Raw genomic sequence first — 17,833 nt, 5'->3', positions numbered from 1 at the left:
TCAATAGGTTTTTCACTTTTGGCAATATGGAGAAGTTGTCATAATTTACCTCCCGAAGTTTCTATTCTGCGTGTATATAACCCCTACCTACTATGCAAAAAGAACAAGCCCCTATCGGGTTTACTCTCGAGAAAAATTATGATTCAGAGTTCTGCGGTAGCATTCCTTTGCATTTGGTAAACTTGATTCAACGCCATGGCTTTCTTCTTACTCTAGACAAGCAGAACCTTAAAATCAGGCAGGTCAGTGAAAATGCCAGTGAATTCCTGAATTTACCTATAGAGGATATTCAGGGTCGGCCTATCGCTAGCTTCTTGCCTAATGAACAGGCAGAAGATTTAAAGAGCAAGATAGAGGGCAAAAATTCACAGGAAAAAATCCCCTTTACCCTTACGTTTCAGGTTCAGGGCCAAGAGGTGGCATTTACGGCACTGGTGCACCCCACCGAGGAGTACGTACTTATTGAAATTGAAAAAGCTAAACTCCCCACAGAGACTGGTACGTTTATACAGCTGTACCAGCAAACCAAATACATCACTTCCCTACTAAAACAAGCCAACTCTATTGAGGAAATAGCTCAGATAACCGTAGAGGAAATGAAAAAGCTCACGGGCTTTGACAGAATTCTGGCGTACCAGTTCGACCCGCAGTGGAACGGAATGGTGATTGGGCAGGCCAAAGAAGAAGACATGGAAGATTACATGGGGCTTCGCTTTCCGGCTTCAGACGTACCCAAGCAAACCCGGGACCTGTACCTTCGCAACCCCTACCGCCTCATACCTACCAGAGAATATAAACCAGCGCGTTTAATACCAGTCATCAACCCTATTACCCAGCGGTTCACTGATCTTTCAGAGTGTAACCTGCGTAGCGTGGCGGGTGTGCATTTAGAATACATGGCCAACATGGGTATTATGGCTTCCATGTCTCTGCCCTTGATTATTGATGATAAACTATGGGGCCTTATCTCCTGCCACCACCGATCTGCCATACATCCAAGTTATGAGCTCAGGTCTGCTTTAGAGTTGCTTTCTGACATTGTGTCTACGCAATTGGCGGCCAAAGAACGGGAGAAATCCATTGAACTCAGAGCCCAACTCAGGGGCATTCACGCACAGTTGTTGGAACAGTTATACACCACCTCCAATTTTCCCGATGGCTTGTTGAATGGCAACACTAAAATTTCTGAATTGCTAAACCTTTCAGGTGTTGCCGTGTTGTACGAAGGGGGTGTTTGGACAGAGGGGCAGGTACCATCTAATCAGGAAATAAAAGAACTGGTGTTTTGGCTAAAACGAAACCAGAACACTGCAGTATACGCCACTGACACGTTGCCTAAACAATACGTGCGGGCAAAAGAATACCATGAGGTGGCCAGCGGCTTGATCATGATGAGTATTAACCCTGAACAGGCTGAGTACGTTCTAGGTTTTCGGCCGGAGGTATTGCAGACCATTCATTGGGGAGGTAATCCTGATCAGGCCATACAGATGGAAGCAGACGGCAAATCTTACCACCCAAGAAACTCCTTCACCAGATACCAGAATACGGTAAGGCACACCTCTCTTCCCTGGCTACCTGAAGAGTTGGAAGCAGCCGAAGCCCTAAGAAGCGCAGTGCTGGAGAAGATTATCAGGGAGAGGTACTAAAGCCTATTTGGCCCAGAAGGAAGTAATAAAGGCGGTGCATTGCGCCACTTTAATGTAGAAGGCAAAGGCAAAACCTGAAAAAATAAGGCTACCGGAGAGTTAGCCTCATTTTTTTAGAGTCTTGCCGACAGATTAATTGTATATGACAACTCAGCGTGACGCTAAGTCTTTCCCTCCTCCTAAAACAGATCATTATTTGGTTGGCATAGGGGCATCGGCAGGCGGATTAGAAGCCATCCATAAGCTTTTTGATCATTTCCCGAGCAACTCCAGTTTCTCTTTTGTTATTATCCAGCACCTGTCTCCGGACCACAAGAGCCTGATGGCCGGGCTGCTGTCTAAACATACCCAAATGAAGGTGCGTGAGGCCGAGGACAACATGGTCACACAACCCAACTGCGTGTACTTGCTGCCCAGCGGCAAGCAGCTTACCATCAGCAATGGCAGGCTACATTTGGTAGACCAGGTACGTAACCGAGAGCCCAACTTTGCTATTGATGTCTTTTTTGAGTCTATGGCGAAAGACTTGGGCAGGTACGCCATTGGCATTGTGCTGTCAGGCACAGGAACTGACGGCACCAAGGGCATAAAAATGATCAAGAAAGCTGGCGGCATGGTCATGGTGCAAGACCCCGCCACTGCTAAGTTTGACGGTATGCCTAAAAGTGCCATTGAAACCGGATTTGTTGACTATATCTTCTCACCGGAGCGAATGCCTAATGAGATCATTGAATACACCCGGCAAATTCCGCTGGTAAAGACCATAATTGAGCGCAACATAGCCAATTCTGATGACGAAGTCTTAGAGGAAATATTAGATCTAATCTGCACCCATTCACAGACCAATTTTAAGAACTACAAGCGGGGCACTATTTACCGCCGCATTCAGAAACGGATGGATGCCCTGAAGGTAAAAACGCTGTCAGATTATCTAGATTACCTGCACGACACACCTGCCGAGATCAAGATTCTTTGCCAGGAGTTTTTGATTGGGGTTACCCAATTCTTCCGGGACCCTGAAGCCTTTGAGGTAGTGGAAAATGAGGTTATTCCTGAGATTATCTCCAGAACCCCGCCCGAGGAAATCATAAAAGTATGGATAACTGCCTGCAGCACCGGGGAAGAGGTGTACTCACTTGCCATTCTGTTTCAGGAGGCATTTGAGAAATTGGGGCGGGAAACACATGTCAAGCTATTCGCCACTGACATTGACCAGAAAGCCATACGCCATGCCTCAAAAGGCTCTTATCCGGCTACTATTGCCAAGCAACTTTCAGAAGAAAGACTCCAGAAGTACTTTAACTTCCAGAACAACCGCTACATCATAAAGGAGACCATACGCAAACAAGTGGTGTTTGCCCAGCATGACCTGCAGAAAGACCCGCCGTTCAGCCGGTTAGACCTGATCACGTGCCGAAACATGCTAATTTACCTGAATCCCGATCTACAGAAAAAGGTACTGGGCATTTTCCCGTATGCCCTGAAGCTGAAAGGGTATTTACTGTTGGGCCCTTCAGAGAACATAGGTGAATTAAAATCTATTTTCTCTGAAAGGAACCGCAAATGGAAATTGTTTCAGAAGGTAAAAGAAACCAAAGGCTTTTACCAGCAGATTGGCGGCCATGCCAGCTCCCCCACCCAGCAAAACAGCGGCAGGCAATCGGCAAAAGCCACTCAGCAGGACAACTACAACGAGCTGTTTTTAGACGCCATTGCCGAGGACTTCAAGATTACCGGCCTGTATGTAGATGAAAATTTTCAGTTACTGCACGGCGTAGGTGATTTTAACCGTTTCCTGAAACTGCCAGATAAGCGGTTGCAGCTAAATCTGCTGAAAATGGTACCCAAAGACCTTGCGGTAACTTTAAGTGTAGATGTGCGGAAGGTACTAAAGTTTCATGAGCCTGTGAGCCGGCAGGCTATCTTGAAGTTAGGGGAGAAAGAAAGCCTGATTCAACTTTCAGTGAAACCTATCACCATTGAGCCTGATCTACCTAAGGTACTGCTGGTCATTTTACAGGAACTGAACCAGATCAACCCTACGCTCAAGAATTTGGAGGCAGCCGTGGTGACCGAAGCAGACACAGACCTCTTCCAGCAGCTGACGACTTTAGAAGCCGAACTGAAAGATGCACGGGAAAGCCTGCACCTGACGGTTCAGGACCTCAGCACGGCCAACGAAGAGCTGCAGAGCACCAATGAAGAACTTATGTCTTCTAACGAGGAGCTGCAGAGTTCTAATGAAGAGATGCAGTCTTTGAACGAGGAGCTACACACGGTTAACTCAGAACATCAGCTGAAGATACGGGAACTGCAGGAGCTTAATGAAGACCTTGATAACTACATCCGGAGCTCCAACATTGCGCAGCTCTTCCTGGACCATAAACTGGTGATCCGTAAGTTCACTCCTACGGTAAAAGACATCATCAACATCATTGACATTGATTTAGGCCGGCCTATTCACCACCTGTCTCACAACCTCAAATATACCCGCTGGTTAGAAGATATCAAGATGGTCAACAACACCTCAGCAGAGGTGGAATTAGAGGTAGAAACCCACGACGGCAAGTTCTTTCTGATGCGTATTTTGCCCTACCTCAAGCAAGATGGCAACAAAGATGGCGTAGTGTTAAGCTTTGTGGAAGTAACCACCTTAAAGGTGCTGAGCAATGTAGTACAGGGGGTTTTAAATAGCAGCCTGAACAACATTATGGCTTTCAAGGCTATACGGAACGAAGAAAAAGTCATTACTGATTTTACCTGGAGCCTTCTGAACAAGCAGGCAGAGCAGCTGTTGGGGAAAACACAGGAACAGTTGCTGGGGCAGAGCACGCAGGTAGACATGCCGTTTCTTAAAAAGAGCGGGCTGTTTAAAAAGCTGGTCCGGGTGGTGGAAACAGGTGAACCTCTGCACCTGGAGCAGAACCTTGAGTTTAACCAACACCGCACCTGGTATGAGATTGCCGCCGCCAAAATGGGCGATGGCCTTACCATTACCATGGCCGATATCACCGAAAATAAATCTAGCGAAGAGAAGATTCTGCTGGCGTATGAAGACCTGAAGCGTGCCGAGGAAGACTTGATAAAACTGAACGGTCAGCTCGAGAAAAGGGTAATGGAGCGCACGCAAGAGCTTAGTGCGAGCCAGGAGCGATTTAGATTAGTGTCTATGGCCACCAATGATGTGGTCTGGGACTGGAACCTCATCACAAACGAACTCTGGTGGAGCGAGTCTTTGGAGTCAATTTTAGGGCACAAGGCTGAACTGATGGGTAAAGGCATTAACGCCTGGTTCAGTAAAATACATTTAGAAGACCGTGACCGCGTAGTAAAAGGAATTAACGAGGCAATAAACAGTGGTCAGGACCAGTGGGCAGATGAGTTTAAGATTGCCCGCGCCGACGGCACCTACGCTTTTATTTACAACCGTTCCTACATTATCCATAATGAGTACCAAATGCCGCACCGGGTGCTGGGGTCTTTTATTGACTTGTCAGATCTTAAGGAAGCGCAGATTAAGCTTAAAGAAACCAATGCCCACCTGCTGCGGGTCATTGACGACCTTGATAATTTTGTTTACACCGCCTCGCACGATTTAAAAGCCCCCATTCACAACATTGAGGCCCTGCTGCGAGAGCTGAAACAGGAACTACCTGATGAAGAATTTGCCCAGGTAGATGTGCAGCAGATCATGGCCATGATGCAGGGGGCCATTGAGCGGTTCAAGCGTACCATTGGCAACCTCACTGAAATCACGAAGTTACAGAACGAACACACCACCGAAGCCACCACCATTCAACTCAACCGGGCGGTACAAGACATTATTCTGGACCTGGACCCGATATTAAAAGAAACCAATGCGCAGATTGACATTGATACCGACCACGTTTCAACGTTAACTTTCTCAGAGAAAAACCTACGGAGCATCATCTACAATTTGCTCTCGAACGCCATTAAGTACCATTCTCCGGACAGGCAGCCGCACATCAGCCTCCAGTTTACAAAGCAGGAAGAGTTTGTGCTGCTCACCGTGCAAGATAATGGCCTAGGCATGACAGAAGAGCAGACGGAACAGCTCTTTACCATGTTCCAGCGCTTCCATGACCATGTAGACGGCTCTGGCATTGGCTTGTACATGGTACGTAAGATTGTACAGAACGCAGGGGGCAAGATTGAAGTGGAGAGCAAATTGAACGAAGGCACTACCTTCAGAATTTACCTGCAACAATAAATTTCTATTCCTGTTTTAGGGCTGTTTCTTGAAAACTAAGCCTAAAACAGGAATTAATTTTTGCAGAAGTAACATTAAAACAAGTTACAGTTTCTCTCCCCATTGTACTTTTAAACACCTTCCCCGCTAAACCTCTACATTCCCTTCCTATAAATCCGGACGGGAAACAGGCGGTAATCATTAAGATTTATGGCATAGAGAAAGCCCTCCCAATGGATAATAGGAACAATGCCGGTAGGAGTTACGCCGTTTTGGTTAGGTATGGTGACATGGGCGTTGCCCACGTATGAGATTTCTTCCAGCCCTAACCTTGAGGTAATGTGAGCCAGAAATGTGTTTTTTTCTTCTGGCGAAGAGGTAAAGCCCACCTGATGCACCACCAGCTTGCCCACGGCATTTTCGTGTAGGTATGAAATGCGCTCAAATGTGTTGAGGGAAATATCAGGTACTTGCAGCCGTGGCACAGGCGTGCGTGCACCTAACGGGTGCGCCGACTGGCCTTGAGTGCTGATCGGTTTGATCATTTCCGGCAGCTGCAGACTTTTTTCTACCCGTTTTACCCGGGGCTTTGCCTCCAGTTCCGGCAAAGGTGGTGGAGAAGCTAAATGCTGGTGTTTCTGGTGTACTTCCAGTATAACGGTAAAGGTTTTGATGAAATGATCTGTGTTCTGCAAGTGAAACAATTCCAGTTCATGCGCCAACCTGCGCCCAACCAGGTATGAATGAATATTTTTTGTTTTTTCGTACACCGCCTGCATTTTTGAGGCGTGTGCAGTATTCTGGTACTTTTCAGAAAGAGTTTGCAGCACAGCAAGCCGTTTGTTAGAGCTTTTGATGTACGCCACCTCCAGCTCTCCAACTGCTGGCCCTGTCCCTGCTCCCGTACGTTTAATTGTTACTTCCTTTAAGCCAAACAGCGAACGCAGGAATTGCTTCATTCCGTCAGTATTTTCTTGAGGTGCAGCGTTTCAATCTCCACCTGTAGTTTCTCGTTTGTTTTCTGGTTCTCAAAGAAGTTATCCAGATTTTGCAGGTACAGATCCAGCAGCGCATCCTGTTCTTGGGTCAGAACGCGCGGCTTTGTTTTATCTGTTTCTGGGTCTGCGGCCATTATTCAACTTCCAGTTGTTTAGATTTATTTAAGGCACCAATAATCTTGCTGTTCAGTTCTTCCTGTACCTGAGCCAGCTCTTTTACGGCCTCGGCCCGTTTCCGGCTTCCTTCTTCAGAAATCTTCAGCACGGCATCAAGGGTTTCTACCATGTCTTTGTTTACTTTCTTAAGGGTCTCCACGTCTACAATGCCCCGCTCATTTTCCTGCGCAGCGGTCACTACATTAGTTTTCAGGAGCTGCGAGTTCTTCAGGAGCATTTCATTTGTAGTATCGGTTACTTTCTTCTGAATCTCAAGAGCTTTTCGCTGCTTTTCCAGCCCCAGGGCTATGGCTACCTGCTGCCGCCAAACAGGAATAACGGTAGTGATAGAGTTCTGTATTTTCTGCGCCAGCACATCATTGGTAGTCTGGATCATCCGGATTTGCGGCATGCTTTGGGTGGCAATAGTATGCGACAAAGTAAAATCATGCACCTTCTTCTCCAGCCGTTCTTTAAACGCCACCATGTCCGCCAAACGCTGCACCACCAGCTCATCTTCGCCGCTGGTGGCTACCTCAGCCTGCAGCTTTGGTATTTCCTGCGTCTCTATTTCCTCAATCTTCATTTTGCCGGCGGCAATGAGGGAGCGTACCTCATGAATGTACTCCACCACCTGCTTGAACATTACCTCCAACCCGGTGCTGTCTTTCATGACGCTCTGGCGGGTTTTCTCCAGTTTCACCACCACATCGTCTACGTTCTCTGAGACAGAGTTATATTGGCTGGCTAAGCGCTTAGACTTGTCAGAAATCTTCTTTACAAAGGGCAACCTTGAGAAAAAACCAGGCTTCTCGGTTTCGTCTACCTTTATCTGATTTATCTGGGCAAGCAGTTCATTGATGGCCTCTCCGGCATCACCAGAATCTTTGGCTTTTACTTTTGTCAGGAGCTCGTTTGAATAGTAACCCAGTTTCCGCTGCGTCTCCACCCCAAAATTACTTAGGCTTTCAGGCTTGGCAGGGTCAATGGTTTTAGACATCTCCAGGGCTTTCTGCTGAACCAGCTCTTTGTTCTCAGATAAAATGATATCAGTATTTTCCATAATATTCTTATTCGCTTTTCTGGTCTAGATAATAGATTCTTCTTTGGCAGAAACCCTGCTGGCGTTACGCTTCCTCGTCCTGAAGAATAACGCTCTACCCTAACGTTTACTTGCCCCAATATACCTCTTTTTGCAACGCCCTCACAGTAGTATCTCTAGAAAACATTGCAGTTCGGCAGCTCATACACCTGCATTAGTCGCACTGAAATAACTAAAGTTTACAGAAGTTGATAGAAATGTTCAGGAAAAAAATCTCATGCAGGCATGGTGATCTTAGAAGCTTCTCACCTCGTTTTCGGCTTCTTTTCCAGAAAACAAGCTAAAAACATAGCAGGTCTAGCATATTACCTTCGCCTGTCGATTTGCCTACATAATTCCTGTTTTAGGTGTGATTTTAAGAAAACAGGCGCAAAACGGCAGCGTACACAGCTCATAAGGGCAGCCCTTAATTGACTACCTTTACCCAATATGGAAGAAAACATGCAGCAGAAGATACTGGACAAGCTCAAAATCACACAGCTCACGGAAATGCAGGAAGCCACGCTACAGGCTGCCAAAAAGCACGATGTGGTGGTGCTGTCACCTACCGGCTCTGGCAAAACCCTGGCCTTCCTGCTGCCTTTGGCAGAACGGTTACAACCTGCGTTGCCAGGCATACAGGCCCTTATTTTGGCCCCTACCCGAGAGTTGGCGCTGCAAATTGAACAGGTGCTGCAACAAATGGGCCTGGGCGTGAAGGTAGATTGCTTCTATGGTGGCCATGCTATGTACGAGGAGAAAAAAAGCCTGGCCAATCCGCCGGCAGTTCTTATTGGCACACCCGGCAGAATAGCAGCGCATTTGCGCGAACACCAGTTAAACACCTCTTCTATTCACACGTTGGTGTTAGACGAATTTGACAAAGCTTTGGAGATGGGCTTTCAGGAAGACATGGGGTTTATTATTGGGGAGCTTCCGCATGTCAACAGAAGGCTTCTTACCTCAGCGACAGCCATGGAAACTATTCCAGATTTCACCGGACTACGGAATCCGGAAACCGTCAATTTCCTGCAAGACTCTAGCAGCGCCCCGGAAATACAACTGAAGTCTGTAGCCGTAACCGGAAAAGAAAAGCTTTCTCCCCTTTACCGTTTGCTCTGCAAAATTGGGAATAGACCCACCATTGTTTTCTGTAACCAACGCGATGCCGTTGAAGAAGTCAGCTCTTTCCTCCGCTCAAAGAAGTTGGCGCATGGTGTGTTTCATGGAGGTCTGGAGCAACCGGACAGGGAGCGCACGCTCATGAAATTCAGGAACGGCACCTATCATTTACTTCTCAGCACAGACCTGGCTGCCCGCGGTTTAGATATACCTGAAGTGGAGTACGTAGTACATTACCAGTTACCTGACGCGCAGGCATTCATACACCGCAACGGCCGCACAGCCCGCATGCACGCCAAGGGCACAGCTTACCTCCTCCTCCACGAAGGTGAAAGGCCAGCGTATCTTTCCACTACACCAACCCCAGAACATTTACCAGCTCAGGCTTCCCCACCTCCACCCTCTCCATGGGAAACTCTGTACATCAGCGCCGGCAAAAAAGACAAAGTGAACAAAGTAGACATTGTGGGTTGGATACTACAAAAAGGCAAGCTTGAAAAAACCGACCTGGGCCGCATAGAGTTACAAGATCACGCTGCCTATGTGGCTGTTAACCGGCAGAAGATTGACAAAGCGCTACCATTGCTGGGCGCAGAAAAATTAAAAGGGAAAAAGGTGAAGGTGGAGAAAGCGAGGTAGCACCTGGCTCAAACAGATGGGTACTATGATATATTAAGAGCTTATCGGTTTACTGACTCTACTTGCCAGAGCCGGAAGAATGGAATATTAACTGCATTATCGCTACCTATAACCGAACTTTACAAAATGCCCCTTTACCTATGCTTACAGTCAATAACAGAACATTGGCGCACTAGATGTTCTTAAAATTATATGTAAATCTCAAAAATTTTCATACCTGTTTTTGATACCATCCCACCTTCTACTTAACATATTTTCTACAGAAAGCTTAGGGCTAGACCTGCTTTACCACTGCAAAAACCAGAAAATAATATTTGTCAAATCACCTGTTACAACTCTATCCCTACTTAACATAAAAATACTAAAAAGATATTAATACAATAAAAATTATATAAGATTACATTTTAGTCCTAGTTACTTTTACCACCACTTATTCCCAAACCTTCGACAGAACATTGTGGTATTGGTGAAAAAGCAATCATAGCCCTACCCTTAAAACCCATAAGTTTCTTGAATGTTTCGGCACAAAAGAAGCACAGGTAAAGGCGACAGCTACTGAGGTGCGGGGCAGCTCCCCCACTGCCCCGCACTGCTTTCCTAATCCACCCTTCACCAAACAACACCTTATGTTCAAAGTCTACCCCCCAATCAAGAAGAAACTGGTAAGTCTCTTCGTTCTTGTTCTGTTAGCAGGCACCACTGCCTTTGCTCAAGCCACTATTGACAAGCAACTGCTACAGGTACTACAAAGCTCTACCACCCCAGCACAGGTAGTGGTTACCTTTCATGGAGACGGTGCTCCCTCCGCCCTTCATCTCCAGCTCCTCAAGTCGCTGGGCATAAGCCAAGGCATTACCCTTCAGAAGTTACCAATGGCAGGCATTCTTGCCACTGCCGCCCAAGTAGAAGCTCTTGCCCAAAGCCCGCACGTCCGTTCTGTTTTCCTGAACAAGAAGTTAAGTTATTTTAACAACAACGACACACATCTTACAGGGGTGCAGCGTCTCCGGACCGACAAAGAAATCATGGCGCGTAACAACGGCATGCCAGTTTCTGGCAAAGGTGTGGGTGTCATGATCAACGACAGTGGCGTAGACGGCACCCACTCAGACATTGAACTAGGCACCCACCTCGTACAAAATGTAATGGGTACCACCAACTTAAACGCCTTGTCTACCTTGTTACCTGTGACTTACCTGGAGAATGTACCGAACACTGACACTAACTCTGGCCACGGCACTCACTGCGCGGGTACAGTTGGAGGCAACGGTGCCATGTCTAATGGTTTGTATGCCGGAGTAGCTCCCGGAGCTTCTCTCATTGGCTACGGCTCAGGCGGAGCACTTTTCATTTTAGATGCACTGGGTGGTTACGACTACGCCCTTACGCACCAGTTTCAGTATGGAATACGAGTGATCAGCAACTCCTGGGGAACCAGCGGCGACTTTGACCCGGCTAATCCGGTAAATATTGCCTCCAAAAAAGCTTATGACCTAGGAATTATCTCCGTGTTTGCTGCGGGCAACGATGGCCCCAGCTCAGACACACACAACCCTTACGCCATTGCTCCCTGGGTAATTTCTGTTGGCGCCGGTGATAAATATGGCCGTCTGGCTGATTTCTCATCAAGAGGCGTAGAAGGCGAAGGCGGTTCTTTCACGGTAGACGGCGAAAGCTGGAGCTATGAAAACCGACCAACGTTAGTGGCTCCAGGGGTAGACGTAATCTCCACCAGAGCCATTGCCCCAGTTTCATCGCTGGCCGCTGAAATGGATGCCGCTGAATTATCCCCAGCCCACCTTCCGTTCTACACCCATATGAGCGGTACGTCTATGGCTACGCCCCACGTGGCTGGTATTGTGGCCCTCATGCTGGAAGCACAGCCCTCACTTTCTCCGGCACAGGTAAAAGTCATTTTACAGAAAACAGCCACTAACATACCTAACCGGGCATCATGGGAAGTGGGCGCCGGATATGTAAACGCCTATGCCGCCATTGACCACATTTACCGCAACACTGCCTTTGGAGCCACCCTTAACTACACCAGAAGCTTTAACAGCAGCGTAAACACCTCAACGGAAACCCAAGGCTTCAGCATTAACTACAACCCTGCCACCCCTGCCACAAACCAAATTACTTTCCATGTGGCGCCAGGCACCAACAGCCTGGAAGCTAAGTTTAATGCCACTGGCTTGTTAGGCCTAACTGGAAATCCGGTGAACCTAATTCTGCTGTCACCTAGCGGCCAACAATACAGATCTGGTATTCCGGTAGCTTTTGCCCTGTATTATGACCGCGGCATGGCCGTGGCAGCCCCTGAGGCCGGCACCTGGACATTAAAGGCGGAAGGATTAAACGGCATTGCCTTGCCAGAAACCATTGCGGGCACTTTATCTGTATCACAAGTTACCGGCACCAGCGGACTGAATGACATAACCGGGCATCCGGCGGAAGCTTCTATTAAAATGGCTGTCTCAGCAAGGCTGGTAGATGCCCTGTCTAACGGATTTAAGCCTAATGAAAAACTGAAACGGATTCAGCTAGCAGATTATCTGATGATGGGGCAGGCGGTACGCCAGTTCATGCCTACGAACGGTGCTGTTTCAGTATCCGATGTGAGTGGAGCTCAATTACTGTTGGCTGAGTCTGTACTAGCCAAAGGCGCCGCCTTGCGTGACCGCACCCAAGAATTCAATGGGGTAATGACTCCTGCCGCCAACGGAAAGTTCAACCCCAACGGAAACGTGAACCGGGCGGAGGTAGCGTACTCTTTGGTACAAGCATTAGGGTTGCAGGAGGCAGCGCTTTCTCGCAACGGCAAACAAGTTTCAGTGACAGTTAACGGCAAATCCTATCCAATTGAAGACGCCTCCTCTATTCCGGCTGGGCTGGAAGGATATGTAAGCGTAGCTTTGGAACTGAACTTAATCAACGCGTACTATTCCGTTACCCAAGGCCCGCTTGATCTGTTCCCTACCCTGCACGCCTCTTTCAAACCGTTGCAAGAAGTTACCCGCGCCGAGTTTGCCGTCATTGTCACCCGCACCCACACCAATTGGGATGCCGCCACCCAACCCGCTGCCACTTCTTCCAGCGCCGCTCAGGCCATGGCACCAGCCGCAGAGGCACGCAACTATGCTTACCCTAACCCTTTCAGAGGTACTACCACGCTCTCTTATGCTGTTGAACAGGACGGCTTTGTAACGGTTGAGGTATACAATGCCCGAGGGCATAAAATCACCACTCTGGTAGCAGAAGAAAAAGCAGCAGGCTCTTACTCTGTACCTTTCAATGGTCAAAACCTGCCAACTGGCACTTACCTGTACAGAGTATCTACCGGCGGAAAAGCCATAGGCCAGAAAATAATTCTGACTCAGTAATTATTCATATTCTTCATGCCTCAGAAAAGCCTTACCCTTTTGGTAAGGCTTTTTTTTCATGCCTTCAGGTTGTCGTTTTTATGCTAATTTTGAAAAACCAGACCCAAAACAGATTCCCAAGTTTTGTGGCCTTGGCAGGTTACTTGCATTCCACCTCCCAATAATTCAATTTATGTCAGACACCAAAGACAGAGACTCACTGCTACACATACATAATCAGATTCTTCCTAAACTAGCTGAAAAAGTATACCAAAACTTGGCGGAAGTGATACCTATGTTTGATGATTTCCGGCTGGAGAAAGTAGTAGACACCTGGACCAAAGACCGCCAAAATCCCAGCCAGAAAGAATTGAGTCTGGAAAATGGCAACGTTGCCCGGATGGGACTACGGTTACAGCTCATAGGTTTTCAGAGACCAGGGATATCAGCGTTTGACGTAGCCAAAGACTTGATCTTCCATTTAGAGCATACCACCTATTCCGTTGGCCCAGACCTCCATACAAAATGGCAAGAGAAAAGGTATTTTCAGCCATGGACGAATCCTGAACTTGACCAGATTGCCCAGCAATTTGCAGGTGAAGTAATTGATGACATTACGAACCAGCTTAGTACCGCCGGCTAACGCAACAGAAATAGAACAGCACCTTTTCTGAACCTATGCCGGTGAGCATACCAAAGCGAAAACCTAAAAAAGTGTGGGCAAGGCTTTTTTAAATATTTTAATATAGGATAAGTGAAAGGGCGTGCAACTAATGCATATCTTTTGGGCTCTTGTTAGTAAAGTAGATTCTGATCAATTGTCTAAACTAACAACCAAATACACCAACTATGCAGCTTACAACTTTACGCATTCTGCCAAAAAAGCTACTGGCCCTCATTGCCTGTTGCGGATTACTGCTGAGCTCCTGCACCGATGAGTGTGAATCTACTATCACGTATGTAGAATACACCCCGGTGATGATGACTAAAACCGAACTGCGGAGTTCGGTAAAAGTTGAGCCGGTACGGGCGCTACAGAATCCCGGAAAAATCTATGCGTTTGGTCATTACCTGTTCGTGAATGAAATGCAGGAAGGCATTCATATCATTGATAACACGAACCCAGCCACCCCCAAACCAGTGGGCTTTGTGGCCATACCCGGCAACGTAGACATGGCCGTAAAAGACAATCTGTTATACGCTGACAGCTACATTGATATGGTAGTGCTGAATATTTCACAGCCTAACGCCGTAACACTGGTAAACCGGGTGGAAGACGTGTTTGACCTGTATGGCTACCAACTCAACAGTAATAATGAGACTTTCCTGGCCCGCTATGACGAGAAAGTAGTAACCAAACCCTATAGCTCAGACTGCAGCACCGGAGCTCCCGGAGGCATCTTCTTTGAAACCAGAGGCAATGTTTTTAACACCGCTTCATCGTCAGAGTCTGGATCACCAGGTGGTAGCGTAGGCAAAGGTGGCTCTATGGCACGCTTTACTATTACCGGCAATCATTTATATACCGTTGGGCAGGCTTCTCTACAATTGTTTGACATCAGCAGCGGGGCAAACCCACAGAAGGGCCAGAAAATTAGCCTACCGTGGGGCATTGAAACTATATTCCCGTACCAGAACATGCTGTTTATTGGCTCTAACAATGGCATGCACATCTATGACAACAGCAACCCGGCCAGTCCACAACACCTTTCCACCTATGCCCACGTGAGCGCCTGTGACCCAGTGGTGGTAGACGGTGACTTAGCCTATGTAACTCTGCGGTCAGGCACCGCTTGCCAAGGCTTCTCAAACCAGCTGGAACTCATCAACATCAGCAACCCACGTAGCCCGCAACTGGTTAAAACATTCCCCATGCAGAATCCGCACGGGTTGGGCATAGACCAATCTACTTTGTTTCTGTGCGAAGGCCAGTTTGGTTTGAAAGTATTCGACATCAAAAATCCGCTCAAGCTGAACGAAAACCTCTTGAAGCATTACAAAAACCAAGACGCTTTTGATGTGATTCCGCTGGGCAACACTCTCATGATGATCGGAAAAGATGGTCTGTACCAATATGACTACCGTGACCCTGCCAACATCACCCTCATGAGCAAAATACCAGTAGTGCCGGCCGGAGCTTAAACATGAAGAAACAACTGACACTATGGTGCCTGTTGCTGACCATTTGCTCAGCACAGGCCCAGGAAACCTCTTCAACTCCAGCCTCTGCCCCGGGAAATAACACCTCAAAGTTCACGGGTATGGTGGAGATAGGCTTTTTGTACCAAGACCTCAAAACAAACGCTTACAACGACATTTCAACCTCGCCTACCTTCTCTATTTTTGGAGGATACCAGCTGCACCGTTTGCTAAGCGTGGGAACTACCGTTGGGGCAGATTTCTATTCTAACATGCTGATTACTCCCATTAGCCTAGGCCTGAGAGGCACCCTTCTGAACACCCGCGTTAGCCCCTTTTACAGCCTAGATGCCGGCTACGGTTCTGCCACCTTCAGCAGTGAGGTTGAACGAACAGAGAACAAAGGAGGATGGATGGTGAACCCAGCGCTTGGCCTTTCGGTTAAAACGGGCAACAACACCGCGTATGTCTTTAGCCTAGGCTACAAAATGCAAAAGGCCTCCTCTAAAATCACGTGGTGGAACTCCGGCTTTCGGCAAGATGAATATACGTTCAAAAGGCTGTCTGTACGTATGGGTTTTGTGTTTTAAGGCTGATTTTCAGAAAACAAGGCTAAAACGCCATTTATTCTATACAACCTGCTTAGCGTAACGGATACCCTTCTGCATCTGTCTGGTATAACCTAAAAAATGTTTGGTGAGAAGGTTATTTACTCCGGCAACTGCAGCACAAACTCCTTCCCTGGTGCTACTGTTAGTTTATAGCCTTTGATCCAAGGGTTGTAGAGTCTTAGGGTTTTATAATTCGTACCTTTTTCAAGGGCATATTTGGGTAAGTCAGGAATACTGGCGGTAACCGTAATCTTACGCGAGGCCAAAGGTTTGTAACCATGCTCTTCGGGTAACTCAAAACCATATTTCTGCGGATTCCCCAGCACCTCTTTCAGGGCTAAGATGCGAAACATGTACCTGGAAGTCTCGTCGTTCAGGTAAAGGTCATAGTAGGAGTCTACCCCCTGTTTTTCCATAGCCCGGGCAATTCCCGCTACACCACGGTTATAAGCCGCGGCCGCATTAGTCCAGGAACCAAAACGCTTCTTGGCAGAGTGAAGATAGCGGCAGGCGGCTAATGTGGCTTTTTGCACATGGTACCGCTCATCTACTTCGCTGTTGACCAACAGGCCATATCCACGGGCCGTATCGGGCATGAGCTGCCAAAAGCCAGAGGCTCCAGCCGGAGAGGTTACCTGGCTGAAAAGGCTTTCTGCCAAAGCCAGATAAATAAAATCTTCCGGAATGTCATTCTCTTTCAGAATTTGCTGAATCTCTGGCAGGTAGCGCTGCATCCGCTTTAAGCCTAGCAAGGTGCTGGTATGCATATAGCTGTTGGCCAGAAGTTCGCGATCAAGGCGTTCCGCTACGTCTGGTACATTCAGAGGAACCGGTTCTCCGGCAAAAGTTAGGGCATCAGGCATAGCCGGCGACCGGAACAGCTTTCCATCATGAACCAAGCCGCCACTAGCACCTTCTTTCTCTCCTTCAAAGGAAGGGGCTGCTTGTTGGCTACAAAGCTGTAAAGCCAACACTATGGCCAAAGTAAGGCAAACTAATTTCCAGATATGCTGTGACATGGGGACTCCTTTCTGATTGGTATTCTATTTACTAAACCCTTTAAAAGGTTTTTTATTCCCTTTTACGTGGAAAAAATCAAAAATTAGTCATTTAAAAGCCCTCTTTTCAACCTACTGTCTAATAACTAAAACAAAAAGTTCTTGTTATTGCCTCAGACGTTACGCCTTGGTTTACGTACATTCTGTTTTTGGGCTTTGAACACCCTAGCCTGACAGGTTCTTTTATGCGTTTTTTCTGATATACATTTACAATAGAAGAGAATGACAGCGCTTTTTACTTCCTGAATATTCATTTAACAACCTAGATATGACATTTTACTCTACCGCTACCGAAGATTTATTGTTTGACGCCGCCCGCAAAGGCGATGTTGCGTATCTGAAACAGCTGATTGAGGAAGGAATTGACATCAACATGCAAAACAGCAAGGGGTTTACTCCACTAATTCTATCGTGTTACGATGACCATTATGAAGCAACAAAGCTGCTGTTAGAGGCTAACGCAGACCCTAATATCCAGGATTTGGGTGGCAACACGGCTTTAATGGGGGTGTGCTTTAAAGGCTACGAAAACATTGCCAAGCTTCTGATTGAACACGGCGCAGAGTTAGATTTACAGACAGGTAACGGCGGAACCGCTCTCATGTATGCAACTTTATTTGGCCGCAATAAACTGGTAAAGCTGATGATTGAAGCTGGAGCCGACCAAACGCTGCGCGATGTACGCGGATTGAATGCACTTGACCTGGCCTACCAACAAGGAAACCAAGAGGCCATAGAATTGCTACAGAAGTAAGTAACTCTAACCATTAATAATGAGCCCCGTTTTTAGCCTGTTTTTCAGAAAACAGGC

The 17,833-nt window shown here is 47.3% G+C and carries 12 protein-coding genes; 8 read left to right on the top strand and 4 right to left on the bottom strand.

Features of this window, described 5'->3' with window-relative positions:
* Positions 1–92: 92 nt before the first annotated feature.
* Positions 93–1,649: a GAF domain-containing protein gene (locus A8O23_RS19285; protein WP_066625113.1), complete on the top strand. Its 1,557-nt coding sequence runs from the start codon at positions 93–95 to the stop codon at positions 1,647–1,649.
* Between the two features lie 142 nt (positions 1,650–1,791).
* Positions 1,792–5,880, top strand: coding sequence for a chemotaxis protein CheB (locus tag A8O23_RS19280; RefSeq protein ID WP_066625110.1), 4,089 nt, complete (start codon positions 1,792–1,794; stop codon positions 5,878–5,880).
* Between the two features lie 134 nt (positions 5,881–6,014).
* Here A8O23_RS19280 and A8O23_RS19275 read toward each other — a convergent pair whose 3' ends face one another.
* Genes A8O23_RS19275 through A8O23_RS19270 form a run of 3 tightly spaced genes read right to left on the bottom strand, consistent with a single transcriptional unit; the run spans position 6,015 to position 8,076 of the window.
* Entirely contained in the window at positions 6,015–6,818 is an 804-nt protein-coding gene (locus A8O23_RS19275) for a hypothetical protein (protein ID WP_066625107.1), read from the bottom strand.
* Entirely contained in the window at positions 6,815–6,991 is a 177-nt protein-coding gene (locus A8O23_RS21705) for a hypothetical protein (RefSeq protein WP_192849057.1), read from the bottom strand. Before A8O23_RS21705 ends, A8O23_RS19275 begins: the two co-directional genes overlap by 4 nt.
* Entirely contained in the window at positions 6,991–8,076 is a 1,086-nt protein-coding gene (locus A8O23_RS19270; protein ID WP_066625104.1) for a toxic anion resistance protein, read from the bottom strand. Before A8O23_RS19270 ends, A8O23_RS21705 begins: the two co-directional genes overlap by 1 nt.
* A gap of 480 nt (positions 8,077–8,556) precedes the next feature.
* Between A8O23_RS19270 and A8O23_RS19265 the strand changes: the two genes are divergently transcribed.
* The 5 genes from A8O23_RS19265 to A8O23_RS19245 all read left to right on the top strand — a co-directional run bounded on the left by A8O23_RS19265 (position 8,557) and on the right by A8O23_RS19245 (position 15,943).
* Positions 8,557–9,855: a DEAD/DEAH box helicase gene (locus tag A8O23_RS19265; protein WP_066625222.1), complete on the top strand. Its 1,299-nt coding sequence runs from the start codon at positions 8,557–8,559 to the stop codon at positions 9,853–9,855.
* A gap of 626 nt (positions 9,856–10,481) precedes the next feature.
* On the top strand, positions 10,482–13,235 hold the full coding sequence (locus tag A8O23_RS19260) for a S8 family serine peptidase (protein ID WP_066625101.1): 2,754 nt from the start codon (positions 10,482–10,484) through the stop codon (positions 13,233–13,235).
* 172 nt (positions 13,236–13,407) lie between these two features.
* On the top strand, positions 13,408–13,857 hold the full coding sequence (locus A8O23_RS19255) for a hypothetical protein (RefSeq protein ID WP_066625099.1): 450 nt from the start codon (positions 13,408–13,410) through the stop codon (positions 13,855–13,857).
* A 206-nt stretch (positions 13,858–14,063) separates the two neighbouring features.
* Entirely contained in the window at positions 14,064–15,356 is a 1,293-nt protein-coding gene (locus A8O23_RS19250; RefSeq protein WP_066625097.1) for an LVIVD repeat-containing protein, read from the top strand.
* Between the two features lie 2 nt (positions 15,357–15,358).
* Positions 15,359–15,943 carry a hypothetical protein gene (locus A8O23_RS19245; protein WP_066625095.1) on the top strand — a complete coding sequence of 195 codons (585 nt, stop codon included), beginning with the start codon at positions 15,359–15,361 and terminating at the stop codon, positions 15,941–15,943.
* Between the two features lie 119 nt (positions 15,944–16,062).
* Here the strand turns inward: A8O23_RS19245 and A8O23_RS19240 are convergent, their stop codons facing one another.
* Complete coding sequence (locus tag A8O23_RS19240) at positions 16,063–16,983, bottom strand: lytic transglycosylase domain-containing protein (RefSeq protein WP_066625092.1); 921 nt, start codon at positions 16,981–16,983, stop codon at positions 16,063–16,065.
* A gap of 307 nt (positions 16,984–17,290) precedes the next feature.
* Here A8O23_RS19240 and A8O23_RS19235 point away from each other — a divergent pair, with 307 nt between their 5' ends.
* Entirely contained in the window at positions 17,291–17,776 is a 486-nt protein-coding gene (locus A8O23_RS19235; protein ID WP_066625091.1) for an ankyrin repeat domain-containing protein, read from the top strand.
* Positions 17,777–17,833 lie beyond the last annotated feature (57 nt).

It is taken from the genome of Rufibacter roseus, from assembly GCF_001647285.1.
In the GTDB taxonomy this organism is placed as follows: domain Bacteria; phylum Bacteroidota; class Bacteroidia; order Cytophagales; family Hymenobacteraceae; genus Nibribacter; species Nibribacter roseus.
This window is presented reverse-complemented; position numbering and strand designations above follow the sequence as displayed.

Excerpts from the sequence above, each read along its gene's own strand:
- A8O23_RS19255 (WP_066625099.1), top strand. The coding sequence starts at position 13,408 with ATGTCAGACACCAAAGACAGAGACTCACTGCTACACATACATAATCAG.
- A8O23_RS19235 (WP_066625091.1), top strand. The coding sequence starts at position 17,291 with ATGACATTTTACTCTACCGCTACCGAAGATTTATTGTTTGACGCCGCC.
- A8O23_RS19245 (WP_066625095.1), top strand. The coding sequence starts at position 15,359 with ATGAAGAAACAACTGACACTATGGTGCCTGTTGCTGACCATTTGCTCA.
- A8O23_RS19285 (WP_066625113.1), top strand. The coding sequence starts at position 93 with ATGCAAAAAGAACAAGCCCCTATCGGGTTTACTCTCGAGAAAAATTAT.
- A8O23_RS19240 (WP_066625092.1), bottom strand. The coding sequence starts at position 16,983 with ATGTCACAGCATATCTGGAAATTAGTTTGCCTTACTTTGGCCATAGTG.
- A8O23_RS19270 (WP_066625104.1), bottom strand. The coding sequence starts at position 8,076 with ATGGAAAATACTGATATCATTTTATCTGAGAACAAAGAGCTGGTTCAG.
- A8O23_RS19275 (WP_066625107.1), bottom strand. The coding sequence starts at position 6,818 with ATGAAGCAATTCCTGCGTTCGCTGTTTGGCTTAAAGGAAGTAACAATT.
- A8O23_RS19280 (WP_066625110.1), top strand. The coding sequence starts at position 1,792 with ATGACAACTCAGCGTGACGCTAAGTCTTTCCCTCCTCCTAAAACAGAT.
- A8O23_RS19265 (WP_066625222.1), top strand. The coding sequence starts at position 8,557 with ATGCAGCAGAAGATACTGGACAAGCTCAAAATCACACAGCTCACGGAA.
- A8O23_RS19260 (WP_066625101.1), top strand. The coding sequence starts at position 10,482 with ATGTTCAAAGTCTACCCCCCAATCAAGAAGAAACTGGTAAGTCTCTTC.
- A8O23_RS19250 (WP_066625097.1), top strand. The coding sequence starts at position 14,064 with ATGCAGCTTACAACTTTACGCATTCTGCCAAAAAAGCTACTGGCCCTC.
- A8O23_RS21705 (WP_192849057.1), bottom strand. The coding sequence starts at position 6,991 with ATGGCCGCAGACCCAGAAACAGATAAAACAAAGCCGCGCGTTCTGACC.